The sequence below is a fragment of the Sphingomonas sp. GW821-FHT09E03 genome (assembly GCF_059416225.1).
On the sequence record NZ_JBWKOS010000002.1, the window covers coordinates 207568 to 230065 of the forward strand.

The window sequence follows — 22498 nt, forward strand, 5'->3', positions numbered from 1 at the left end:
CTAACCGACTAAAGGTTCGGACGAGCGGGGCAAGCGTCCTCGTGCCGCGACCAGCGAGATTGCCCAGATCAGCAGGCCGCCGAGCGCGAGCGCGCAGCCGACATAGCCGGTGGAGGTCCAGCCGTAGCCGGCGCTGATCGCCAGGCCACCGAACCAGGGCCCGATCGCATTGGCGACGTTGAATGCCGAATGGTTGAGCGCCGCGGCGAGCGCCTGGGCGTCGCCGGCGACGTCCATCAGCCGGGTTTGCAGCACCGTTGCCAGCGCACCGCCGAAACCGATCGCGAGCACGTCGACGGCGACTGTCCAGATGTTGCCGGCGGCGAGCGGGAACAGCGCCAGCGCCACCGCAGCCCACACCAGCAGCGCGCCGGCGGTGGGCATCAGCGCACGATCGGCAAAGCGCGGCACCAGCAAATTGCCGAGCGTCATGCCGATGCCGAAGGCGGCGAACACCAGCGGGATTGCCTTGGGACCGATCCCCGTCACGTCGTGGAGCGTGACGGCGAGATAGGTGTAGACCGCGAACAGCCCGCCGAAGCCGACCGCGCCGGTCGCCAGCGTCAGCCACACTTGACTGCGCCGCAGTGCACCGAGTTCGCGCAACGGGCTGGCGTTGCCGTCGGGCTGGTCGATCGGGACCAGCAGCGCGACCAGCACGGCGGTCAGCAGCGCCAGCAGCGCGACGACGCCGAACACCAGCCGCCAACTCGCGATCTGGCCGAGCAGCGTTGCCAGCGGCACGCCGACGATCGTCGCCACGGTGAGCCCGAGCATCACCCGTCCGACCGCGGTGGTGCGCTTGTCGGCGGGTACCAGCGACGCCGCGACCAGTGAGGCGATGCCGAAATAGGCGCCGTGCGGCAGGCCGGCGAGGAAGCGGAAGGCGATCATCCAGCCGTAAGATGGCGCCAGCGCCGACAGGCCGTTGCCGACCGCGAACAGCGTCATCAGCACCATGAGCAGCGTCCGCCGCGACATCTTGGCCGACAGCACCGCGATGGTCGGTGCGCCGATCACCACGCCCAGCGCATAGGCGCTGATGATGTGGCCGATCGCTGGCGCATCGACGCCGAGACTGCGGGCAAGATCCGGCTCGAGGCTCATGGCCGCGAATTCAGTGGTGCCGATGGCGAAGCCACCCACCGCCAGCCCAAGGTGGACCAGGCCGGGGTGAGCGGCGGCGATTTCTCTCAAGCTCATCGAACTCGGGTACGCATTATGTTGCGACGCAACAAGGCGCGATGACTTCAGCCGCGGCAAGAGCAACTCGTCGGATCCATGGCCTGCCGGCCGTGATCAACCGACCTTGGCGAGCGCCTCCGCGATCAGCTTGCGGCTGTTGGCGATCCCGTAAAGCGCGATGAAGCTGCCCATCCGCGGCCCCTGGCTGGAACCGAGCAGCGTCTCGTACAGCGCCTTGAACCAGTCGCGCAGCTCGGCGAAGCCGCCGCTCTTGCCGATCTCGTAGACAATGTTCTGGATGTCCTCGGCACTGGCGTCGGCTGGCAAGGCGGCCAGATCGGTGTCGAGCCCCTCGAGCGCGGCGATCTCGACCCCCTGGGGCGCGCGGCGCTGCAGCGTCGGCGCGACGAAGTCACGGGCATAAGCGAGCGCATAGCCGATCAGCCGGTCAAGCTCGGGATAGGTGTCGGGGGTCGCATTTGGCACGTAATTGCCGAGATAGCCCCACACCTGCTCCTTGGTCGCCTCGCCCATCACGCCGACGAGGTTGAGCAGCAGGCCGAAGGTGACCGGCAGTGTCTCCGTCGGCACCTTGCCGTCGTGGATGTGGTGCACGGGGTTGCCGAGCTGCTGCGGCAGCGCCTGGCCGGGATAGTTGCCGCGAAACTGCCAATAGTCGTCCACCGCGCGCGGGATTACGCCCATGTGCAGCTGCTTGGCCTTCTTGGGCTCGCGATAGGCGTAGAAGGCGAGGCTCTCGTCGGGGCCGTAGGTCAGCCACTGGTCCATGGTCAGGCCGTTGCCCTTGGACTTGGAGATCTTCTCGCCCTTTTCGTCGAGAAACATCTCATAGTTGAAGCCCTCGGGCGGGCGGCCGCCGAGCACCCGAGCGATCTTGCCCGACTGCGTCACTGAATCGATCAGATCCTTGCCTGCCATCTCGTAATCGACGCCCAGCGCGACCCAGCGCATCGCCCAATCGACCTTCCACTGCAGCTTCGACAGGCCGCCGAGCGCGGACTGGACCACGCGCTGGCCCTCATCGTCGAAGGCGATCAGGCCGGCCTCGGCATCGATCACCTCGACGGGCACCTGCAGGACGATGCCGCTGGTCGGGCTGATTGGCAGCACCGGCGAATACGTGGCGCGGCGCTCGGCGCGCAGTGTCGGCAGCATCACGTCCATGATGCCTTGATAGTGGCGCAGCACGCCACGGAGCGCGTCGTCGAAGCGGCCCGAGGTATAATAATCGGTGGACGACGCGAAGTCATAGTCGAAGCCGTAGCGGTCGAGAAACTCGCGCAGCAGCGCGTTATTGTGCGCGGCGAAGCTGTCGTGGGTGCCGAACGGATCGGGGATGCGGGTCAGCGGCTTGCCGAGATGGGCGCGCAGCATGTCGCCATTGGGGACGTTGTCGGGCACCTTGCGCAGGCCGTCCATGTCGTCGGAAAAGGCGATCAGCCGGGTCGGCTGGTCGCTCAGCGCATGAAAGGCGTTGCGCACCATGGTGGTGCGCAGCACCTCGTTGAAGGTGCCGATGTGCGGCAGCCCCGACGGGCCATAGCCGGTCTCGAACAGGATCGGCGCAGGCTGGCCGTCCGTGGCGGGCTTGCCGTTGGGGTAACGCTTGAGGAGCTTGCGGGCTTCCTCATAGGGCCAGGCCTTGGATTCGAGCGCTGCGGTGCGAAGTTCGGTGGTCATGATCGCTGCGCCCTAGCGCATCGGGGGCGACAGAGACAAATTCGGCGCAAGGACGGGGTGAGCGATAGCCGGTCATCCTGGCAGGAGCCGGATGCAGTTGCCATTCTGTTCCGCGCCATTAAGTCAGGCCGATGGCCCCGCTCCCTTATCCTGCGCTCCACGCCAGCCACGGCGGCATCTGGATCGCCACCGCGGCGGGCACCCGCGGGGTGGGACGCGGCGAGGCGATCCGGATCGCGGCCGATACGCCGGTGATCATGCTCAACGCAGCCCTGATCGGCCAGCGGCTGGGCTATGCGGAGCTGTCGGGGCTCGATCTGCTCGAATTATTCGCGTTCCTGCATCCGGCGCGGTTCGCGGTGCCCACCCCCAAGGGACTGGCACGCGCGATCGGCGTGGCGCCGCCTGCGCGCGACGAAGACGTCGCCGCCTTCCTGCTCGCCTCGACCGCCGCGCTGCTCGCGGTGCCGGCGGGGGACTGGCCCGAGCGCGAGGGCGCCTGGACCGCGGCGCAATCACTGTTGCGGCTGCGCTGGCCTTGGGGTCCGGTGATCGACGAGCGGCTCGCCAAGCCCGCCGTCAACGAGCGCTGGCTGTTCAGCACCCTGCCGGAGTGGGAAGAGCAGCCGCCCCGCCCCGCGCCGCGCACGATCACGCTGGAGCCGGGCGAGGCCGAGGCGCGCCTGGTCGATCTCACCGGCCATGGCGCCGAGGAGCGGCTCGGCCAGCGGGCCTTCGCCGCTGCGGCAACCGCCGCGTTCAGTCCGCGGGCGATGCGCGACGCGCCCAATCTGGTGCTCGCCGAGGCCGGCACCGGCATCGGCAAGACGCTGGGCTATCTCGCGCCCGCCTCGCTGTGGGCGGAGCGCGCCGGTGGCGCGGTATGGATCTCCACCTATACCAAGGCCTTGCAGCGCCAGCTCGGCAAGGAAACCGAACGGGTGTTTCCCGATGCGGCGATCCGCAAGCAGAAGGTGGTGACCCGCAAGGGCCGCGAAAATTACCTGTGCCTGCTCAACCTCGAGGACGCGCTGCAGGGCGGCTTTGCCGGGCGCGCCGCGATCCTCGCGCATCTCGTCGCGCGCTGGGCGGCATATAGCGCCGATGGTGACATGGTCGGCGGCGATCTGCCCGGCTGGCTGCCGACCCTGTTCCGCCGCAACGGCCCTGCGGCGCTGACCGATCGCCGCGGCGAATGCGTCTATGCCGGCTGCCCGCATTACCGCAAATGCTTCCTCGAACGCGCGGCGCGGGCGAGCGCCGAGGCCGATGTGGTGATCGCCAACCATGCTTTGGTAATGGTCAACGCCGCGCGTGGTCGCGAGTTGGCGACGCGCCCCACCCGTTATGTGTTCGACGAGGGCCATCACCTGTTCGAGGCGGCGGATTCGATGTTCGCCACCGCGCTCACCGGCGGCGAGACGATCGAACTGCGCCGCTGGATCCTCGGCCCCGAAAGCGGCGGCCGCGGGCGCCGCCGCGGCCTGCAGGCACGCTTGTCCGATGTCGCCAGCTATGACGAACAGGGCGGCATCGCCATTCAGGACGCCGTCGAGGCGGCGCGCCATCTCGCCAGCGATGGCTGGCTCGGCCGGCTCGCCGAGGGCGCGCCATTTGGGCCGATCGAGCATCTGCTCGCGGCGGTGCGCGGGCTCACCTATGCGCGCGCCGAACAGCCCGGCGACGCAGGCTATGGGCTGGAGACCGAGCTCGCCGAGCCCACCCCCGAGCTGATCGAGGCGGCGGCGCCGGCGGCGGCGGCGCTTGATGCTTTGGTGCGGCCGCTGGTCACGCTCGGCCGCCGGCTCGAAGCAGTGCTCGCCGAGGCGCCCGACTGGATGGACGCAGCCGCGCGGGCGCGGGTGGAAGGCGCGATCGCCTCGATCGGCTGGCGCGCCGAGACTGTCGCGGCCTGGCTGGCGCTACTCGCGCGCGTCGGCGGCCCGATCGATCCATCATTCGTCGACTGGCTCGCGGTCGATCGCGCCGAGGGCCGTGAATATGACATCGGGTTGCATCGCCATTGGCTCGATCCCACCCGTCCCTTCGCCGAGATCGTGCTCAAGCCCGCCCATGGCGCGCTGGTGACGTCGGCGACCCTGACCGGCGGCGGCGCCAATCGCGACGAGGGCTGGGACACCGCCGAGGCCCGGGTCGGCGCGCCGCATCTCGGCCGCAGTCCGACCCGGTTCGAGGCAGCGAGCCCGTTCGATTACCCGGCGCAATCGGAAGTGCTGATCGTCACCGACGTCAAGCGCGGCGACGTGCCGGCCCTCGCCAACGCCTATGCCCGGCTGATCGTCGCCGCGGGCGGCGGCACGCTGGGGCTGTTCACGGCCATCCGCCGGCTGCGCGGGGTGCATGGCCGCATCGCCGACCGGCTGGCGCGCGAGGGGCTGCCGCTCCACGCCCAGCATGTCGACCCGATCGACACCGGCACGCTGGTCGACATCTTCCGCGACGATCCGGCCGCCTCGCTGCTCGGCACCGATGCGCTGCGCGACGGCGTCGACGTGCCGGGCGAATCGCTGCGGCTGGTGGTGATGGAGGGCGTGCCCTGGACCAAGCCGACCGTGCTGCACGCGGCGCGGCGCCTGGCGGGCGGCGGCCCCGCCTATGACGATCGGCTGATCCGCGCCCGGCTGGCGCAGGCGTTCGGCCGGCTGATCCGTCGCGCCGACGATCGCGGTGCGTTCGTGATGCTGTCGGCAGCGATGCCGTCGCGGCTGCTCACCGCCTTTCCGCCCGGCGTGCCGATCGTGCGGGTGACGCTCGACGAAGCCGTGGCGCGAGTCGCGGCACGACTCGCGCCGGGGCGGACCGGAGCGGCGCCGCTTTCCTTGCCGGTGGCGTTGGGGCATGAGGCGCCCTCCGAAGCCTGAGGGAGCGCCCCGAGTGAAGACGTTGACGCTGCTGCGCCACGCCAAGTCCGGCTGGGATGATCCGGTGTCGCGCGATTTCGATCGGCCGCTCAACCCCAAGGGTCGGCGCGCCGCGACCTTGATGGGTCGTCACCTGCGCAGCCTCGGCGTCGACTTCGATCATGTCGTCGCCTCGCCCGCGGTGCGAGTGGAGGAAACCCTCGACGGCTTCGAATCGGGTTATGGGCGCACGCTGGCACCAAGCTGGGACCGGCGAGTCTACCTCGCCTCGTCGGCGACGCTGCTGGATGTCGTCCATGATCTGCCCGCGACGGTGGAGCGGGTGCTGCTGGTCGGCCACAATCCCGGGCTCGAGGACCTGCTGCTGATGCTCGTCCCCGAAGACGCCGATGGCCTGCGCGGGCTGGTCGAGCAGAAATACCCCACCGCCACCGTCGCCGAAATGGATCTCGGCGTCGACGCCTGGGACGAGGTCCGCGCGGGCACGGCCACGCTCAATCGCTTCATCCGACCCCGCGACCTTGACCCCACCCTCGGCCCGGACGAGCGCTGAGCCTTACTTCTTCTCGAGCAGCGCCTTAAGGCCCGACAGGGCGGTCACCGGCTTGAATTCCTGCTCGTCGATCACGCCGGCTTCCTTGAGCACGGCCGCGGCACGCGGGCTTCTCGGAAACGGATCAAGCGCCAGCGCCATGGTTTCCGCGGCGGCTTCACCGAGATCGATCGCGCCGCCCTCGATCTCGATGGTGTCGAGCGCATCCTCGCCGAGCTCGACCTCCTCGCCGCCATCGAGCGACTCGACATACTGGAGCGCCACCGGTTCGTCGATCGACACCGGCAGCGGGTCGCCGGTGATCGAGCAGGCCTGGGTCACCGCCGCGCTCACCGTGCCGCGCACCTCGACGCCGCCGTTTTCGCGCCGCGCCGTCAGTGTCGCCTCCAGCCGGTCGATGGCGAGCAGCCCGAAGCGCTTGGCGACCGCGGCTCGCTCTGCGGCGTCGGCGGCGATCGTGATCCGGCGTTCACCGTCGCCGATGGCGTCGATGCGTTCGGGGCGGCTGAACTCGGGGGTCATGGCAGCTCTCCTGCGGTAAGCTGGTCGAGGGTAAGGTGGCCAAGCGCGGTGCTGAACGCGGTCAGTGCCGCCGCGACGTGGGATATAGCGGCGGGCGAAGGCGAAGCACCGCGGTAGAGATTGCGGAGCAAGGCAGGTGCGAGATCATCGGCGGCGAGCCCATCGCGATAGGCACCCAGGCGGCCGCCGAGCATGCTCATCATCTGCCCGATATGCTTGCCAACGACGACATCGCCGATCCCGAGCTGGCGAAGCTGGCCGTCCATGTCGTCGACGAACCGTTCGGTCAGCTGGGCCGCGAGCATGGCGCCGGCGCGTTCCGCTTCCAGCCGCAGCAGCACCATCGCCAGCACCGCTGCGATCATGTCGAACCGCCCATCGACGGTGTCCGGCACCGCGCCGGCCAGATACCAATGCTCGGCCCGGCCATGCGCGACCACCGCGGTGTAGAGCGGCAACGCTCGATCATCGCCGCCGCCGAACAGCCTTTCCCACCAGCTCACGCCCGTCCATCTCCCCACGCGGCTTGATGCACCGCGCATCCTCGCATATCGAGGCGATCGGCGAGCGATGCAATCGGCCGATCCCGCGCGCGCCTTCGGAGATAGTGATGAGCGTATCCATTGCCCGTGTCAGCCTCGTTGCAGGCCTCGGGCTTGCCGTCCTCGTTGGGGGCTGTGCCCCGCTGCGCTCGCACCAGGGCTATATCATCGACGCGGATCTGGTGAATTCGGTGCAGCCGGGGGTGGATAATCGCCAGTCGGTAGCGCAGGTGCTCGGGCGGCCTACCATTGCCAGCCAGTTCGGCCAGGCGGACTGGTATTATCTGGCGCGCGACAGCCGCAACCTCAACTTCCAGAAGCCGCGGGCCAAGGACCAGATCACGCTGAAGATCAGCTTCGATGCCGCTGGCACGGTGACCGGCATCACGCGTACCGGGCTCGACCAGGTCGCGAGCGTCAACATGTACGGCAAGACCACGCCGACACTGGGCAGGAAGCGCGGCTTCTTCCAGGATCTGTTCGGCAACATCGGCACCGTCGGTGCGATGGGTGGCGGCGCTGGCGGGCCCGGCGGCGGCGGTGCCGGTCGCGACACGCCGTAATACGGGCACTCGGTTTCCGGCCACCTTTCCTCGGCGTGCGCTGGTTGCTTGTATTCAAACGGTTGCCGGCGGCGTCCTCTGCTACGCTGCGACGCGGTCGTGCCGTGCCTGCACCGCAACTGCTCCCCTCGTAGCGGATTGCAGGATCACATTCGCGTGCCGGATCAGTTCTTTGCATGATCCGCTAAATCTTGCGAATCTTTGAACTGGTTGCTTGCCTGGTCGCCTGCGCGGAGCGCTGATCGGGTGAGTCTTCATCCGTATCACGTTGCCGTGACGCTGCATTGTCATGTCATTGGATGTTCGGTGAATTGCTCGTCGCGCAAATACTTATTTATGTGACGCAGGTAGTTACTTGTTTCAGCTCAGGTAATGTAAACCCGCGAGAGTCCTCTTGTGCGAATCGGTAGCTTGACCAATGATGTCACCCACACGACGGGGGGGTCGATGTGGAACCGATATTGTGGGGCATTGACGCGCTGGCGCGCGAATCGATGATGTTTGCCGCCGCCGGCCTGATTGTCGGTGGGGTGGATGATCTGCTGGTCGATCTGTTCTTCATCGTGCGGCGGCTGACGTGGCATGGAAGGCGTCGTTATTCGCTGGCAGGGCTGCGACAGCCCGTGGACCCGGGCCGGCTCGCGGTGTTCGTCGCTGCCTGGGACGAAGTGGCCGTGATCGGGGGCATGCTCACCACCGCACTCGATCGGTTCGATCATCCGAATTACCGGATTTATGTTGGGCTCTACCCCAATGATCCGGGCACGATCGCCGCGGTGGCGCACGTCGCGGCGGCCGACCCGCGGATCGTCATGGTCATCGGCAGCAAGGACGGCCCCACCACCAAGGCCGATTGCCTCAACAATCTCTGGCGCGCGCTGGTCGATTCTGACCGACACGACCTAAAGTCGACCAAGGCAGTGGTGCTGCATGATGCCGAGGACGTCGTCCATCCAGGCGAGTTGCGGGTGTTCGATGCCCTGATCGAGGGGCGGGCAGTGGTGCAACTGCCGGTGCTGCCGTTGATCCGGCCGGGCTACCTTGTCTCCGGCCATTATGCGGACGAGTTCGCCGAGGCCCACACCGTCCAGATGGTGGTGCGGCGCTCGCTCGGCGCGGCGATGCCACTGGCGGGTACCGGCTGTGCGATCGCCACCGAGATGCTCGCGACCATTGCCGCCGAGCGCGGTGGGTCTCCGTTCGACGCGACCAGCCTAACCGAGGATTACGAGCTCGGCCTGCGCATCGCCGAACTCGGCGGCCGCAGCCTGTTCGCGCGGGTCGGCGATGGCAGCGACGGCGGGGTGGTCGCGGTTCGCGCCTATTTTCCAGACAGCGTGCCGGCCGCGACCCGGCAGAAGGCGCGCTGGATGACGGGGATTGCGCTGGCGGGGTGGGATCGCACCGGCTGGGGGCAGCATCTCGCCTTTACCGATCACTGGATGCGGATGCGCGACCGGCGTGCGCCGCTGGCGGTGCTGGTGCTGGCGGTCGCTTATGCCGCGGTGATCCTGTGGGGGCTGCGGCTGGGCTTGCACCTGATGCACGGGGCACTGCCGCCACCTGATGGCCTTGCACTCTGGGTGGTGCCGGCAACGACCCTGCTGCTCGGCTGGCGATTGGCGATGCGGATGATCTGCACCTGGCGCTGCTATGGCGTGCGCGAGGCGATGTGGTCGGTGCCGCGTTTCTTCGTCGGCAACCTCATCGCGCTGATCGCCGCGCCGCGCGCGCTGGCACGGTACCTTGCCATGCTGCGGGGCGAAGCCCTGGTGTGGGACAAGACGCGGCACGACTTTCCCGTGCTCGAGCAGGGACGTTGACCGGCGGCAGACCGCTTCGCTTCCTGTTCATGTTGCTCGGGAGCTGGACGGCGGCGCGGATCGTCCTGCTCTGGCCATCACCAGATTCCGTCGCTGCGCTCGGCAAAATAGCGGGCCTGCCCGCCGCGGCAGCCACCCTGCCTTGTTCGATCCACGATGTCGTAGCCATGGGCGGGGCAATGCCGTTCCGCCGCGAGCTGGCGCCCCTGGCCGGTCCATCACTGATGCCCAAGCCACCACCGATGATTGTGCCGCCTCGCCTTGCCGTCGCCACTCCGCTGTCGGTAGCATCGTCGACCGAGCAGACGCCGCAAACCATTATCGTGCCCACGCCCCTCCTGCAGCGCCGGCAGGCCACTGCCGGGCAGGACACCCCGGCCGATCGCTGGGCGGCCAGCGCCTGGCTGATCGCACGCGGCGGCCCGCGGCAAACACTGCTTGGCGGCCAGTTGGGGGCGTCGCAAGCGGGCGCGCGTGTCACCTATTTGCTGGACCGTGGGCGACGGATCGCCGCGGCGGTGCGGGTCGCCACGCCCTTGCGTGGGCGCGGGGCGGAAACCGCGGTCGGGATCGACTGGCAGCCGACCCGCGCACCGATCCATTTGGTCGCCGAGCAACGGCTATCGCTCGATGGCGGGCGCGGCGGCCCGACGGTGGAGGTGATCGGCGGCTTTGGGCCTACCGATCTGGCCCTCGGCTTCCGCGGCGAAGGCTATGGCCAGGCGGGCGCGATCGCGCGCGACGGCGTCCAGGCATTCGCCGATGGGGCGGTGCGCGTGTTCCACCCGCTCACGCGCGGCCGCCTGCGGATCGATCTTGGCCTCGGCGCCTGGGGTGGCGCGCAGCCAGGCGTCGCGCGGCTCGACGTCGGCCCGTCGCTGGCGGTAAGCGTGCCGGTCGCCGGCAAGGCAATCAGGCTGACGCTCGACTGGCGCGAGCGGGTCGCTGGCGCCGCCAGCCCGGGGTCGGGGCCAGCCTTGTCGATCGGCAGCGATTTCTAGCGCGCGTCGGCCTCTGCGGGTTGCACCCGGCTAGCACAGCGGCTAGGGGCCCACCTCCCAAGCGCCCGTAGCTCAGCTGGATAGAGCATCAGACTACGAATCTGAGGGTCGGACGTTCGAATCGTTCCGGGCGCACCACTTTCCTTTCACGACTTCGAGCATGATCGGCGTCGCACGCGCTAGCCGCGGCCGTCACCATGGCTATAACCCCGGGCCGTGGATCTCTACCTTCCCATCGCCAATCTGTCGGTCAACGCGCTGGTCATCATCCTGCTGGGTGGCGGCGTTGGCTTGTTATCGGGCATGTTCGGCGTCGGCGGCGGCTTTCTCACCACGCCACTGCTGATTATTTACGGCATTCCCCCTACTGTCGCCGCCGCCTCCTCCGCCAGTCAGGTAACCGGCGCCAGCGTCTCCGGTGTCTTCGCACATTTTCATCGCAAAGGCGTGGACGTGAAGATGGGCGGCGTGCTGGTCGCAGGAGGGATCGTCGGCAGTTTCGCCGGCGCGTGGATCTTCCGGCTGCTCCAAGAGAGCGGCCAGATCGATACGGTGATCGGCATTGTCTACGTGCTGATGCTCGGCTCGATCGGTTTGCTGATGGCGCGCGAATCGCTGGTCACGATCGGCCTGTCGCGTAGCGGGCGGCCGCCACCGCCACGCAAGCGCCGCCACCACCCGCTGGTCGCAGCGCTGCCGCTGCGCACGCGCTTCTATGCGTCCGGCCTGTATATCTCGCCGCTGGCGCCGCTGTTCCTCGGTTTCTTTACCGGTATCCTGACGATCCTGCTGGGCATTGGCGGCGGCTTCATCCTGGTGCCGGCGATGATCTACCTGCTCGGCATGGCGACCAGCGTGGTGGTGGGCACCTCCTTGTTCCAGACGCTGTTCGTCACCGCTGTGGCGACCATGGTCCATGCCACGACCACCAAGGCGGTGGATATCGTGCTGGCAGGGCTGTTGCTGCTCGGCTCGGTCGTGGGCGCGCAGGTCGGCGCGCGGTTTGCCACCAAGGTGCGCCCCGAATATTTGCGGCTGGCGCTGGCGATCATGGTGCTGCTGGTCGGTGTGCGGATCCTGCTCGGGCTGGTGTGGCGGCCCGAGGAGATCTTCTCGGTGGAACTCCTGTGAAGCGCTGGAGCTTGATTGTTGCGCCGTTGCTGATGGGGCAGGCGATGCCGGACACGAGCAAGCCGGTGCTCGTTCCGGATGTTTCCCAGCGCAATATCGAGATCGCATACAGCTTCACCGGCGCCGAGCTGCTGCTGTTCGGTGCGATTCTCTACCCCGGTGGGCGCCTGCCGCGCGGCGAGGCGCGGACCGACATCGTCGTGGTGGTGAAGGGCCCGACCCAGCCGATCCTGGTTCGCGAGAAGGAGAAGATCGGCGGCATCTGGGTGAACGCGGCGCGGCTGCGCTACAGCTCGGCGCCGTCCTTCTACGCGGTGGCGTCGTCGCGACCGATCGGGCGGATCGTCGATGCCCGGACCCGCGCCATCTACGAACTCGGCCTCGATTCGCTGCAGCTGTCGCCCGGCTCGAACGCCCCCGCCGAGGTCCAGGACCGGTTCCAGCGGGGACTGGTCGATCTCAAGCGGCGCAGCGGGCTCTATTTCGAGGCACCGCGCGCGGTGGAGATCACCGATGGCGTGCTCTACCGCGCCCGCGTCACCATCCCGGCGCGCGTGCCGGTCGGACGGTTCACCGCCGAGACCTTCCTGATCCGCGACGGCCGGGTGCTGGCGGCGGCGGTGCGCGACATCGAGATCCGCAAATCGGGGTTCGAGCGCTTTGTGGCGCGCGCGGCGGACCGGTCGGCGATCTGGTATGGCCTTGCCGCGGTCGCGCTCTCGGTGATGCTCGGCTGGGCGGCGGGGCAGATCGCCCGCCGGCTGTAGCATTGCCGTGGCAGGGTGTGGCAGCGCACGCATCACCATCACACCCGATGTTAACCCCCTCTTCCGCATAGCCCCGGTTCAAATGGCCAGGGACCGAGCTTCATGAACGACATGCCGGGCGCGCACGCTTTCGCAGGGGCGACGCCGCTGGCGGCGGCGCCGATCATAGGCAATGCGGCCGGGCTGCTGCCGATCGGTTGCGTGCTGTCGATCGGCGGCGCCGGCAGCCGGGTGCTGCTTGATCGCGCCGCACTCGAACTGGTCGGCCAGAATGCCGACCCCGTGGTCGCCTCGGCCGGGCAGGTCGGCGGGCAGCTCAAGATGCGCGTCGGTGGATCGTGGCTGATCGCCAACATCCGCAGCCTGATGCTGGAGGATGTCGGCAACGATTGGGTCGCCGCCGAGATCGATTTCCTCGGCGAGGGCGACGAGGAGCGGCTGACCGGCAAGCTCTACAAATTCCGCCGCGGCGTGACGCGCTATCCGATCCCCGGCTGCGAGGTGTTCCCGATCGCCACCGCGGATCTGCGCCAGATCTATTCGGCGGCCGACCAGCCGCATATCCAGATCGGCACCGTCTATCCGACCAAGGACGTGCGCGCCGCGCTGTATGTGGATGCGATGCTCGGCAAGCATTTCGCGCTGGTGGGGTCGACCGGCACCGGCAAGTCGACCAGCGCCGCGCTGATCCTCCACCGCATCTGCGAGCTCGCGCCGCAGGGCCATGTCGTGATGATCGACCCGCATGGCGAATATGCCGCCGCGTTCCGCGGCAATGGCGCGATCTACGATGTCACCAACCTGCAGATGCCCTATTGGCTGATGAACTTCGAGGAACATTGCGAGGTGTTCCTCACCACCAGCGGCAGCGAGCGCCAGGTGGATGCCGACATCCTCGCCAAATGCCTGCTGATGGCCCGCGCCAAGAACCGGCTGGGGCAGGAGATCGCCAAGCTCACCGTCGATGCGCCGACGCCCTATCTGCTCAGCGACCTCACCAGCCTGATCCAGCTCGAGATGGGCAAGATGGATCGCGCCGGCGACACCGCACCCTATCTACGGCTCAAGACCAAGATTGATGAGATCAAGGCCGATCCGCGCTACGGCTTTATGTTCTCAGGCATGCTGGTGGCGGATACGATGGCCAGCTTCCTCGCCCGCGTGTTCCGCATGCCGGGCGACGGCAAGCCGATCTCGATCGTCGATGTCTCGGGCGTGCCATCGGAAATCACCTCGGTGGTGGTCGCGGTGCTGAGCCGAATGACCTTCGACTTCGCGATCTGGAGCCGCAACGAGCCGCAGCGGCCGATCCTGCTCGTCTGCGAGGAGGCGCATCGCTACATTCCAAGCGGCCGGACGGGCGACAGCTCGTCGGTGGGCAAGATCCTCAGCCGGATCGCCAAGGAAGGCCGCAAATATGGCGTGTCGCTGGGGCTGATCACGCAGCGACCGTCCGACCTCGAAGAGGGCGTGCTCTCGCAGTGCGGCACCATCATCGCAATGCGGCTCAACAACGAGCGCGACCAGGCCTTTGTCCGTGCCGCGATGCCGGAAGGCGCGCGCGGTTTCCTCGATGCGATCCCCGCGCTGCGCAACCGCGAATGCGTGGTGTGCGGCGAGGGCGTGGCGGTGCCGATCCGGGTGAGCTTTGACGCGCTCGAGGAAAGCAAGCGGCCGGCCTCGGGCGATCCGTTGTTTTCGCAGCTGTGGCGCGATGCCGGCGGCGAGGAGGGGATCATCCAGCGCACGATCCAGCGCTGGCGCGCCCAGGGGAAGTAAACGCATCCGGCGCCATTGTACCGCCGTCATCCCGGCGAAAGCCGGGGCTTTCGGGGAGGGGTATGCCCTAGCAACCGGGAGATCCCGGCTTTCGCCGGGATGACGGAATTAGTTGAATCGGTTCCATAGCCGTCGCCCCCAACCTTCATTGTTATGCTGAACTCGTTTCAGCATCCATGGCCTCAAGGACCCGCAGGCCCGCCGCTATCGAGGGCCATGGATCCTGAAACGAGTTCAGGATGACAGCGCTGGAACGATCAGGCGCCCGGCTTCACCGCGAGCAGGCTCGCCACCCGCGCCTTGAACTGGCGGAGCTTCTCGCCGGACAGGGTGGCGACGCTGGCGAAGGTGATCGAGCGCGGATCGACCGTCTGGCCGTTGCGCCACACTTCCCAGTGCAGATGCGGACCGGTCGACATGCCGGTGGAGCCGACATAGCCGATCACCTCGCCCTGGTGGACGCGCTCGCCGGGTGACACCGCGATCCGGCTCATGTGGCCATAGCCGCTGGCGAGGCCGCCGCCGTGACCGAGCTTGACGAAATTGCCATAGCCGCCCGACCGCCCCGCCATCTGCACGACGCCGTCGAGCACCGCATAGATCGGAGACCCGTAACGCGCGCCGATATCCAGGCCTTTGTGCATGCGCATGAAGCCGAGCAGGGGATGCATGCGCATGCCGAAGCTCGAGGTGATGTGGCCGGCGACGGGCATGCCCATGAAGCCGCGGCGTTCGGTCTGCCCCTTGGCATCGAACCAGCCGCCGTTATCGGAATCGGCCTGATCGCCACCGTCCCAGCGGACGAGCTCCACCTTCTTGGCGCCCTGGTCGATCCCCGCGAACAGCAATTGCCCGAGCTTGACCTCGCCGGTCGCGGCGCGCTCACGCTCGACGATCAGATCGAAGCTGTCGGCGGCGCCGATGTCGCGGCCGATCGCGAGGCGGGTGGCGAGCGCCTTGATGTAGCTTTCCACCGCCCTGGCGGGCGCGCCCGCGGCCCGCGCGGAGCGATAGAGGCTCGAGCCGACCAGCCCCTGGATGCGCAGCGGCGTGGCGTCGATCGCGATCGGCTGGCGGGTCATCACCAGCCCGCTGCCGGCGCGGTTGAGCGTCACCGCGAGATCGAACCGCGCGCGCAGCGCCAGCTGCTCGAGCGGACGTGGCACCGTCTTCACCGCGCGGCGGCCGAGGGTGAGGGTGATCCGGGTGCCGGGTTTAATCTCGTCGATCGGGGCGGCGCTGCCGACCAGGCGCTGCGCGGCCTCGGCATCGCTGCGGCCGACGCCGGCGCGCTCAAGCACGGCGCCGAGCCGGTCGCCTTCGCCCAAGGTGGCGGACAGTTCGATCGCCGGGCGTTCGGGCGCTTCAGCAAGCGGCGCGACCAGATCGTTGGCGGCCATCCGCCGGCCGGTGTCGGCGCCCCAAGCGAGCGGCGCGATCGACTGGGCGCGGGTCTCGTCGCGAGCGCTGCCGGCGAGCGCCGCCGGCGCCGCGCCGACGATCGGGTGAAGACCCGGCGCCAGCATCCAGGCAACGCCGCACAGGCCGGCGAAGGTGGCCACGCCGCGCCACCAGCCGCGGCTGCCGATGTTCGCGCCGAGATCGGGCACCCATTCCATGTCGCCGAGGCGCTGGCGCAGGCCGTCGAGCGGCACGGCGGCCGGCGCGGCCGCGAGGGCGCGCGCGAACGGCCGTGCGGCGGTGCCGCCCGCGAACTCGAATTCATGATCGTTGCGCAAGAACAAGCGAAGACGCCTCGTGTCGTGCCGCCGCATACCCCCCGGCGAGAAAGGTAGCGTTGTGAAGCATCCGCCCTAATGTCAAATTAACCGCCGAGCCCGCCGGCCGGGGCTGCGGCGAGACGGTTTGCCGATGCGCTCAGCGGTTTGCCGCGCGAGGATCGCGGCCAATCGATCGACGCCGCTGCCGATCGGCATTGCGCCGGCGGGCCCGACATCCGATGTTGGCACGATGAAAGCCGCCGTCACTGCGGTCCTCGGGCCCACCAACACCGGCAAGACCCATCTCGCGGTGGAGCGCATGTGCGGCCATTCGAGCGGCATCATGGGCTTTCCGCTGCGGCTGCTCGCGCGCGAGGTGTATGACCGCGTGGTGCGGATGAAGGGCGCCGACCAGGTCGCGCTGGTCACCGGCGAGGAGAAGATCACGCCGCCCAACGCACGCTGGTTCCTGTGCACCGCCGAGAGCATGCCCGAGCATGACGCCGCCTTCGTCGGGCTAGACGAGGCACAGCTCGGCACCGACGCCGAGCGCGGCCATGTGTTTACCGACCGGCTGTTGCGCCGGCGCGGGCGCGAGGAGACGATGATCCTCGGGTCCGAGGCGCTGCGGCCGATGATCAGCGCGCTGGTGCCCGATGCCGATATCATCGGCCGGCCGCGCTTCTCGCGGCTCACCTATGCGGGTGCCAAGAAGATCAGCCGGCTGCCCAAGCGCTCGGCGATCGTCGCCTTCTCCGCCGAGGAGGTCTATGCCGTCGCCGAGATGCTGCGGCGGCTGCGCGGCGGCGCCGCGGTGGTGATGGGGGCGCTCTCGCCGCGTACCCGCAACGCGCAGGTCGCGATGTTCCAAGCCGGCGAGGTCGATTATCTCGTCGCCACCGACGCGATAGGCATGGGGCTCAACATGGATGTCGCGCATGTCGCCTTCGCCGGGCTGCACAAGTTCGACGGGCGGCGCAACCGCCGGCTGACGGTGGCGGAGATGGCGCAGATCGCCGGCCGCGCCGGTCGCCACCAGCGTGACGGCACGTTCGGCGGCATCGTCGAGGAGGGGCCGGGCGCCTTTCTGCCCGAGGAGGTGCTCAACATCGAGGAGCATCGTTTTCCGCGCATCGAGCAGCTCTACTGGCGCAACGGCGAGCCCGATTTCTCGAGCGTCGACGCGCTGATCGCGAGCCTCGAGCAGCGCCCGGCGCCCGGCGTGCTGCTGGCGGCGCCGCAATCGATGGATCTTGCCGTGCTCAAGCGGCTGGCTGACGAACAATGGGTGCGCGATCGCACGCGGCAGCCGTCGATGGTCAAGCGATTGTGGGCGGCGTGCGGCATCCCCGATTTCCGCAAGCTCGGGCTCGATCCGCATGCGCGCTTCGTGTCGCGCGTGTTCGGCTATCTCAGCGAGGGCAAGGGGGTGATCCCCAACCAGTGGTTCGCCGACGAGGTGGCGCGGCTGGAATCGATCAACGGCGACGTCGAGACGCTTGCCGGGCGGATCGCGGCGATCCGCACCTGGGCCTATATCGCGCAGCGTGTTGACTGGCTGGCCGATCCCGCGCAAGGCGCCGAGCGCACCCGGCTCATCGAGGAGCGGCTGTCCGACGGGCTTCACGCCAGCCTGACCCAGCGCTTCGTCGACAAGCGCACCACCGCGCTGATCCGCCAGATCGGCGCCGATTCGAGCCTGCTGCCGGTGGTGATCGGTCCCGAGGGCGAGGTACTGGTGGAGGACCATCCGATCGGCCGGCTCGACGGCTTCCGCTTCACCGTCGACCCGGCGGCGCGGGCGAGCGACCGGCGGTTGCTGCTCGCGGCGGCGGAAAAGCGGCTGGCGGGCGAGCGGACGCGGCGCGGCGCGGCGCTGGCCGCGGCCGAGGATGCGGCGATCACGCTGGACGTGGCGGCGGCGCCGGCGATCGTGTGGAACGGGCATGAGGTGGCACGGCTGGCGCCGGGCGCGACGGTGGCGCGGCCGACGGTGGCGCTCGATCGCTCGCTCGACTGCCTGACCAAGGCGCAGCGCGAGGCGGCGCAGCAGCGGCTGACGAGATGGGTGGCGGCGAGCATGGCGCGGCAGGTGCCGGCGCTGGTGAGGCTCGCCGAGGCGGCGCGCGATCCGGCCGCGAGCGCGGCGCTGCGGGTGGTTGCCAGCGAGCTCGAAGCCGCGGGCGGGTTGCTGCCACGGCTGCCGCTGCGCGCGTCGCTCGAGGCGCTGGCGCCTGAGGAGCGCAAGCGGCTGCGCGGCATCGGCATCACCATCGGCGCGCTCGACCTGTTCGACCCGCGGTTGATCAAGCCTGCGGCGGCGCGCTGGCGGCAGGCGCTGCTGCGGGTGCGGGGCGGCACGCGCGAGCCGCAGCTGGCACTGCCGCGCGACGGCGCCACCGTGCTGCCCCGCGGGGCAGCGGGGGCGACGCTGGCGATGGGCTTTCGCCCGCTCGCGCATCAGGCGGTGCGGCTCGACCTCGTCGAGCGGATCGCGCGCGCTGCGCATGATGCGCGCCAGGGGCGCACGCCGTTCGTGCCCGATCCGGCGCTCGCCACCTCGATCGGGCTGGAGGCGGCGAGCCTCGATCGGCTGATGACCGAATTGGGGTTTCGCGCGGGGAGCGGCGACGCGGGACCGCATTGGGTGTGGCATGGCCGGCGGCCGCCCGCGGCGCGGCCGGCGCCAGCGAGCTCGGCCACCGGCGCCTTTGCGGGGCTGGCGGCGCTGGTCGGCCATGGCTGACGCGCATGGCTGATTCGATGCGGCTCGACCGCTTCCTGTGGTTCGTGCGATTCGCCAAGACCCGGGTGACGGCGCAGGCGCTCGCCGCCGACGGCCGGATGCGGATCGACGGCCGGGTGATCGACAAGGCACATGCGCCGGTGCGGATCGGCAACATCCTCACCTTCGCCCACCACGGCCGGGTGCGGGTGGTGAGGGTAGAGGCGCTGCCGCCGCGGCGCGGGCCGGCGCCTGAGGCGCAGGCCTGCTATCAGGAACTGGGGCTTGCAAACGTCTCGCAGGATGACCGGATCGATTGACGTGCCAGGGAACGCGGCATAGCAGCGTCGCGTTCACTGCCGGACCGCCGGCCGTTGCTGCCTGTTGCCGGACTTGCCGGCGTCGAATTGCCCCTGGGGACCTTGAATGACCTACGTCGTCACCGATGCCTGCATCCGCTGCAAGTACATGGACTGCGTCGAGGTCTGTCCGGTGGATTGCTTCTACGAGGGCGACAACATGCTCGTCATCAACCCCAGCGAGTGCATCGACTGCGGCGTGTGCGAGCCCGAATGCCCCGCCGAGGCGATCCTGCCCGATACCGAGAGCGGGTTGGAACAGTGGCTCGAGCTCAACAACACCTTCTCGGCGCAATGGCCCAACGTCACCCGCAAGGAAGACCAGACGCCCGCGGACGCCGACGAGCACAAGGGCGAAACCGGCAAGTTCGACAAGTACTTCTCGCCCGAGCCCGGTCCGGGCGACTGAGCCCCGACTGATCTCGATCAGCGAGAGTTCAGGCAGGTTGACTGACTGATCGGGCTGGTAATTTTGTTGCGACTGTGTTAAATGGGTCCGCGACGGGCGCGATGAGACGCGTGCCCGCCGGGAGATACTCGTACCAATCGTCCTCGCAGGTCCGGATCGGCGCCATGCCGCTTCAAGGATCGTCCGTAGCGCAGGATGCGACCCAGAAAGGCCCGTACATGGCTGCCAAGGCATTGTCCTTCGATGTCGGTGATTACGTTGTTTACCCCAAGCACGGCGTGGGCCGGGTGATCGAATTACAGAAGCAGGAAATCGCGGGCACGTCGCTCGAGCTGTATGTGCTGCGCTTCGAGAAGGAGCGGATGACGCTCCGGGTGCCGACCAACAAGGCTGAATCGGTGGGGATGCGCAAGCTGTCGTCGGACAAGACGATGCGCGAGGCGATGGAGACGCTGAAGGGCAAGCCCAAGGTCAAGCGCACCATGTGGTCGCGCCGCGCGCAGGAATATGAGGCGAAGATCAACTCCGGCGATCTCGCCTCGATCGCCGAGGTGGTCCGCGACCTGTTCCGCGCCGACGACCAGCCCGAGCAGAGCTATTCGGAGCGCCAGATCTTCGAGGCCGCCTGCAGCCGCCTCGCCCGCGAGCTCGCGGCGATGGAAGAGGTGGACGAGCCCAAGGCCCAGGAGAAGATCCTCGAGATCCTCCGCGCCGCCGCGGCGATCTACAACAAGGACAAGGTGCCCGCGTAACCCGCAGCGCCTGCTTCGAGTGAAACAGGGCGGTCCCTTCCGGGGCCGCCCTTTTTCGTGCGCGGCGACCGGTGGCCGTGATCTTGCCGGTGCCAATCACGTGTGTTATAGAGACAATACACGATGAAAGGGTCTCTTATGCGCGCGGTTGCAGTTACGATGCTGGTTGCCTCCCTGGCGGCCTGTTCGGTGGGAAGCGACGCTAAGGACGAGCCAAGCATCGCGGCGACCGGCTCTGGCACCTCGCGCAGCTTCGCGACCAGCGGCTTCACCGGTGTCGGGCTGAAGGGCGCCGATGACGTGGACGTGCGGGTAGGCCCGGCCTTTGCCGTGCGGGCCGAAGGCCGCAGCGAGGATCTGGATCGGTTGCAGCTCACCCGCAACGGCGACATGCTCAATATCGGCCGCCGCAAGACCATGGGGTGGAGCCATGGCGAGAAGGTCACCGTGTTCGTGACGCTGCCGCGACTCGCATCGGCGGCAGTGGCCGGATCGGGCACGATAAAGGTCGATCGAATCGGCGGCGCGGCCTTCTCGGGCAGCGTTGCAGGATCGGGCGACCTCAACATCGCGGCGCTGGCGGTGGACGACGCGGACCTGTCGATCGCGGGATCGGGCAACGCGCATGTCGCGGGTGCGGTCAAGCATCTGACGGTGAGCGTCGCCGGCTCGGGCAGCCTCGATGCCGCCGGGCTGCGCGCGGCGGGCGCGGCGGTGTCGGTCGCCGGCTCGGGCGACGTGCGCGCGGCGGTGAACGGCGAAGCAAAGGTGAGCGTGCTCGGCTCGGGCGACATCGATCTCGGCGCGACCGCACGGTGCAAGACGTCGAAGCTCGGCTCGGGCTCGGTGCGCTGCGGGGGCTGACGGCCGGCCACTGAAGACGGCGAGGCGGCTTGCCGGATGGGCGCGATCGGTGCCACGATGCGCGGCATGAAGCACCTTCTCCTCGCCCTGCTGCTGATCCCCGGCGCCGCCATGGCCGACGATCGCCACATCGGCATCGGCAGCTTCAGCCGGTTGCGCGTCGAAGGACCGCTGGAGGTGAGGGTAACAACCGGCGCCTCGCCCGGCGCGACCGTTAGCGGCGACCGCGCGGTGGCCGAGGCGGTCGAGCTGCAGAGCAACGGCGACACGCTGGTGGTGCGGCGCAACAGCAGCAACCAGTGGAGCGAGCAGGGCGCGGCGCTGGCGACCCGGCCGGTGGTGGTGACGCTGACCACCCCGGCGCTGACGGGTGCGAGCGTGACCGGGGCGGGGCGGCTGCGCGTCACCCGATTAACCGGCGCGCGGATGAGCCTGGCGCTGAGCGGCCCCGGTGCGATCGTGGTGGATGGCGTGCAGGGCGATTCGCTCGCCACCCAGCTGATCGGCCCGGGCACGGTCACGGTCGGCGGCGGCAAGGTGACGACGGCGCGGCTCACCGCCAATGGCGCCGGCGCGATCGACACCAGCGCGGTGGATACGGGCGAATTGCTCGCGGTGCTCGACGGCCTGGGCGCGATCACCGCGCGGGCGCGCTATGCGGCGCAGATCAGCAACAGCGGGCTCGGCACGGTGACGGTCGCGGGCCGGCCCAAATGCACGGTGCGGGCGACCGCGGGCGGGCCGGTGAGCTGTGGCACCGGGTCGTAACGATCAGATCAGGCCGAGCTCGGCGAGCGCGCCGATCAGCGCCGGCGGCATCGCCTCCAGCCCGCTCGCGTCGCCGCCGAGATCGAGCGGCGCATCGGTGGCTTCGAGGTAGCGCCAGCCCTGGTGGGCGCGCTTGGGGCGGGCGTGGACCAGCACCAGCGCGGGATCGATGTGGATGGCGACGCGGCCGCCCTCGGCCTCGCCGAAGCCGAGGATCGGCGAGCGCGCGATCAGCTGGTGCTTGAGAATCCAGAACAGCGAGCCACCACCCGCTTTCTCGCCCGCGATCTCCTCGTGGCGCTTGGGCAGATAGCGGGTGGTGAGGAACACCGGCCCGTCGGCCGCGCGCAGCAGCAGCCGCTCGGCAAGATGATCGACGCTGGTGGCGCCGAACGCGACCTTGGTGAGATGGAGGCGGGGCCGGTCGGTGTCGTCAGGGTCTGGCATGGGC

Annotated in this window: 20 protein-coding genes and 1 tRNA gene; 15 read left to right on the forward strand and 6 right to left on the reverse strand. The window is 68.8% G+C overall.

The genetic code is table 11. The features are described from left to right. A complete protein-coding gene (locus tag AC07M8_RS05250; RefSeq protein ID WP_495173331.1) occupies nucleotides 1-1203 on the reverse strand; it encodes an MFS transporter in 1203 nt (400 codons plus the stop codon). Between the two features lie 96 nt (nucleotides 1204-1299). After that, entirely contained in the window at nucleotides 1300-2886 is a 1587-nt protein-coding gene (locus tag AC07M8_RS05255) for a lysine--tRNA ligase (protein ID WP_495173332.1), read from the reverse strand. Between the two features lie 131 nt (nucleotides 2887-3017). Between AC07M8_RS05255 and AC07M8_RS05260 the strand changes: the two genes are divergently transcribed. Both AC07M8_RS05260 and AC07M8_RS05265 read left to right on the forward strand, forming a co-directional pair. Continuing rightward, complete coding sequence (locus AC07M8_RS05260; protein ID WP_495173333.1) at nucleotides 3018-5768, forward strand: ATP-dependent DNA helicase; 2751 nt, start codon at nucleotides 3018-3020, stop codon at nucleotides 5766-5768. Nucleotides 5769-5781: 13 nt separating this feature from the next. Beyond that, a complete protein-coding gene (locus AC07M8_RS05265) occupies nucleotides 5782-6321 on the forward strand; it encodes a SixA phosphatase family protein (protein ID WP_495173334.1) in 540 nt (179 codons plus the stop codon). 3 nt (nucleotides 6322-6324) lie between these two features. Here AC07M8_RS05265 and AC07M8_RS05270 read toward each other — a convergent pair whose 3' ends face one another. Together AC07M8_RS05270 and AC07M8_RS05275 are read right to left on the reverse strand one after the other, a co-directional pair. Then, the gene (locus tag AC07M8_RS05270; RefSeq protein WP_495173335.1) at nucleotides 6325-6843 is read right to left on the reverse strand and encodes a YceD family protein; all 519 of its coding nucleotides are present in this window, start codon (nucleotides 6841-6843) and stop codon (nucleotides 6325-6327) included. After that, nucleotides 6840-7385 carry a ubiquinol-cytochrome C chaperone family protein gene (locus AC07M8_RS05275; protein WP_495173336.1) on the reverse strand — a complete coding sequence of 182 codons (546 nt, stop codon included), beginning with the start codon at nucleotides 7383-7385 and terminating at the stop codon, nucleotides 6840-6842. The genes AC07M8_RS05270 and AC07M8_RS05275 overlap by 4 nt, the downstream gene beginning before the upstream one ends. A gap of 68 nt (nucleotides 7386-7453) precedes the next feature. Here AC07M8_RS05275 and AC07M8_RS05280 point away from each other — a divergent pair, with 68 nt between their 5' ends. The 7 genes from AC07M8_RS05280 to AC07M8_RS05310 all read left to right on the forward strand — a co-directional run bounded on the left by AC07M8_RS05280 (nucleotide 7454) and on the right by AC07M8_RS05310 (nucleotide 14449). Next, entirely contained in the window at nucleotides 7454-7948 is a 495-nt protein-coding gene (locus AC07M8_RS05280) for an outer membrane protein assembly factor BamE (protein ID WP_495173337.1), read from the forward strand. Between the two features lie 449 nt (nucleotides 7949-8397). Further along, nucleotides 8398-9771 (forward strand): glycosyl transferase family protein, encoded by a 1374-nt coding sequence (locus AC07M8_RS05285; RefSeq protein ID WP_495173338.1) that lies wholly within the window; start codon nucleotides 8398-8400, stop codon nucleotides 9769-9771. A gap of 242 nt (nucleotides 9772-10013) precedes the next feature. Continuing rightward, nucleotides 10014-10772, forward strand: coding sequence for a hypothetical protein (locus tag AC07M8_RS05290; protein WP_495173339.1), 759 nt, complete (start codon nucleotides 10014-10016; stop codon nucleotides 10770-10772). 61 nt (nucleotides 10773-10833) lie between these two features. Further along, nucleotides 10834-10910, forward strand: a tRNA-Arg gene (locus tag AC07M8_RS05295). A 78-nt stretch (nucleotides 10911-10988) separates the two neighbouring features. Next, nucleotides 10989-11903, forward strand: coding sequence for a sulfite exporter TauE/SafE family protein (locus AC07M8_RS05300; protein WP_495173340.1), 915 nt, complete (start codon nucleotides 10989-10991; stop codon nucleotides 11901-11903). A 32-nt stretch (nucleotides 11904-11935) separates the two neighbouring features. Then, on the forward strand, nucleotides 11936-12670 hold the full coding sequence (locus AC07M8_RS05305; RefSeq protein ID WP_495173770.1) for a TIGR02186 family protein: 735 nt from the start codon (nucleotides 11936-11938) through the stop codon (nucleotides 12668-12670). 102 nt (nucleotides 12671-12772) lie between these two features. Next, nucleotides 12773-14449: an ATP-binding protein gene (locus tag AC07M8_RS05310; protein WP_495173341.1), complete on the forward strand. Its 1677-nt coding sequence runs from the start codon at nucleotides 12773-12775 to the stop codon at nucleotides 14447-14449. A gap of 257 nt (nucleotides 14450-14706) precedes the next feature. Here AC07M8_RS05310 and AC07M8_RS05315 read toward each other — a convergent pair whose 3' ends face one another. Further along, nucleotides 14707-16194, reverse strand: coding sequence for a M23 family metallopeptidase (locus tag AC07M8_RS05315; protein ID WP_495173342.1), 1488 nt, complete (start codon nucleotides 16192-16194; stop codon nucleotides 14707-14709). A 226-nt stretch (nucleotides 16195-16420) separates the two neighbouring features. Between AC07M8_RS05315 and AC07M8_RS05320 the strand changes: the two genes are divergently transcribed. The 6 genes from AC07M8_RS05320 (at nucleotide 16421) to AC07M8_RS05345 (ending at nucleotide 22047) form a co-directional block, all read left to right on the forward strand. Then, the gene (locus AC07M8_RS05320; RefSeq protein WP_495173343.1) at nucleotides 16421-18916 is read left to right on the forward strand and encodes a helicase-related protein; all 2496 of its coding nucleotides are present in this window, start codon (nucleotides 16421-16423) and stop codon (nucleotides 18914-18916) included. A 5-nt stretch (nucleotides 18917-18921) separates the two neighbouring features. Next, nucleotides 18922-19215: an RNA-binding S4 domain-containing protein gene (locus AC07M8_RS05325; RefSeq protein WP_495173344.1), complete on the forward strand. Its 294-nt coding sequence runs from the start codon at nucleotides 18922-18924 to the stop codon at nucleotides 19213-19215. Between the two features lie 106 nt (nucleotides 19216-19321). Further along, complete coding sequence (fdxA, locus tag AC07M8_RS05330) at nucleotides 19322-19663, forward strand: ferredoxin FdxA (protein ID WP_267396992.1); 342 nt, start codon at nucleotides 19322-19324, stop codon at nucleotides 19661-19663. Nucleotides 19664-19881: 218 nt separating this feature from the next. After that, nucleotides 19882-20415 carry a CarD family transcriptional regulator gene (locus tag AC07M8_RS05335; RefSeq protein ID WP_267396993.1) on the forward strand — a complete coding sequence of 178 codons (534 nt, stop codon included), beginning with the start codon at nucleotides 19882-19884 and terminating at the stop codon, nucleotides 20413-20415. Nucleotides 20416-20574: 159 nt separating this feature from the next. Further along, entirely contained in the window at nucleotides 20575-21279 is a 705-nt protein-coding gene (locus AC07M8_RS05340) for a GIN domain-containing protein (RefSeq protein ID WP_495173345.1), read from the forward strand. Between the two features lie 66 nt (nucleotides 21280-21345). Then, complete coding sequence (locus tag AC07M8_RS05345) at nucleotides 21346-22047, forward strand: GIN domain-containing protein (protein ID WP_495173346.1); 702 nt, start codon at nucleotides 21346-21348, stop codon at nucleotides 22045-22047. 3 nt (nucleotides 22048-22050) lie between these two features. Here AC07M8_RS05345 and AC07M8_RS05350 read toward each other — a convergent pair whose 3' ends face one another. Continuing rightward, nucleotides 22051-22494, reverse strand: coding sequence for a DUF1489 family protein (locus tag AC07M8_RS05350; protein WP_495173347.1), 444 nt, complete (start codon nucleotides 22492-22494; stop codon nucleotides 22051-22053). Nucleotides 22495-22498: the final 4 nt, after the last annotated feature.

Excerpts from the sequence above, each read along its gene's own strand:
- AC07M8_RS05250 (WP_495173331.1), bottom strand. The coding sequence starts at position 1,203 with ATGAGCTTGAGAGAAATCGCCGCCGCTCACCCCGGCCTGGTCCACCTT.
- AC07M8_RS05255 (WP_495173332.1), bottom strand. The coding sequence starts at position 2,886 with ATGACCACCGAACTTCGCACCGCAGCGCTCGAATCCAAGGCCTGGCCC.
- AC07M8_RS05260 (WP_495173333.1), top strand. The coding sequence starts at position 3,018 with ATGGCCCCGCTCCCTTATCCTGCGCTCCACGCCAGCCACGGCGGCATC.
- AC07M8_RS05270 (WP_495173335.1), bottom strand. The coding sequence starts at position 6,843 with ATGACCCCCGAGTTCAGCCGCCCCGAACGCATCGACGCCATCGGCGAC.
- AC07M8_RS05275 (WP_495173336.1), bottom strand. The coding sequence starts at position 7,385 with ATGCGCGGTGCATCAAGCCGCGTGGGGAGATGGACGGGCGTGAGCTGG.
- AC07M8_RS05280 (WP_495173337.1), top strand. The coding sequence starts at position 7,454 with ATGAGCGTATCCATTGCCCGTGTCAGCCTCGTTGCAGGCCTCGGGCTT.
- AC07M8_RS05290 (WP_495173339.1), top strand. The coding sequence starts at position 10,014 with ATGATTGTGCCGCCTCGCCTTGCCGTCGCCACTCCGCTGTCGGTAGCA.
- AC07M8_RS05305 (WP_495173770.1), top strand. The coding sequence starts at position 11,936 with ATGGGGCAGGCGATGCCGGACACGAGCAAGCCGGTGCTCGTTCCGGAT.
- AC07M8_RS05310 (WP_495173341.1), top strand. The coding sequence starts at position 12,773 with ATGAACGACATGCCGGGCGCGCACGCTTTCGCAGGGGCGACGCCGCTG.
- AC07M8_RS05320 (WP_495173343.1), top strand. The coding sequence starts at position 16,421 with ATGAAAGCCGCCGTCACTGCGGTCCTCGGGCCCACCAACACCGGCAAG.
- AC07M8_RS05325 (WP_495173344.1), top strand. The coding sequence starts at position 18,922 with ATGGCTGATTCGATGCGGCTCGACCGCTTCCTGTGGTTCGTGCGATTC.
- fdxA (WP_267396992.1), top strand. The coding sequence starts at position 19,322 with ATGACCTACGTCGTCACCGATGCCTGCATCCGCTGCAAGTACATGGAC.
- AC07M8_RS05335 (WP_267396993.1), top strand. The coding sequence starts at position 19,882 with ATGGCTGCCAAGGCATTGTCCTTCGATGTCGGTGATTACGTTGTTTAC.
- AC07M8_RS05340 (WP_495173345.1), top strand. The coding sequence starts at position 20,575 with ATGCTGGTTGCCTCCCTGGCGGCCTGTTCGGTGGGAAGCGACGCTAAG.
- AC07M8_RS05345 (WP_495173346.1), top strand. The coding sequence starts at position 21,346 with ATGAAGCACCTTCTCCTCGCCCTGCTGCTGATCCCCGGCGCCGCCATG.
- AC07M8_RS05350 (WP_495173347.1), bottom strand. The coding sequence starts at position 22,494 with ATGCCAGACCCTGACGACACCGACCGGCCCCGCCTCCATCTCACCAAG.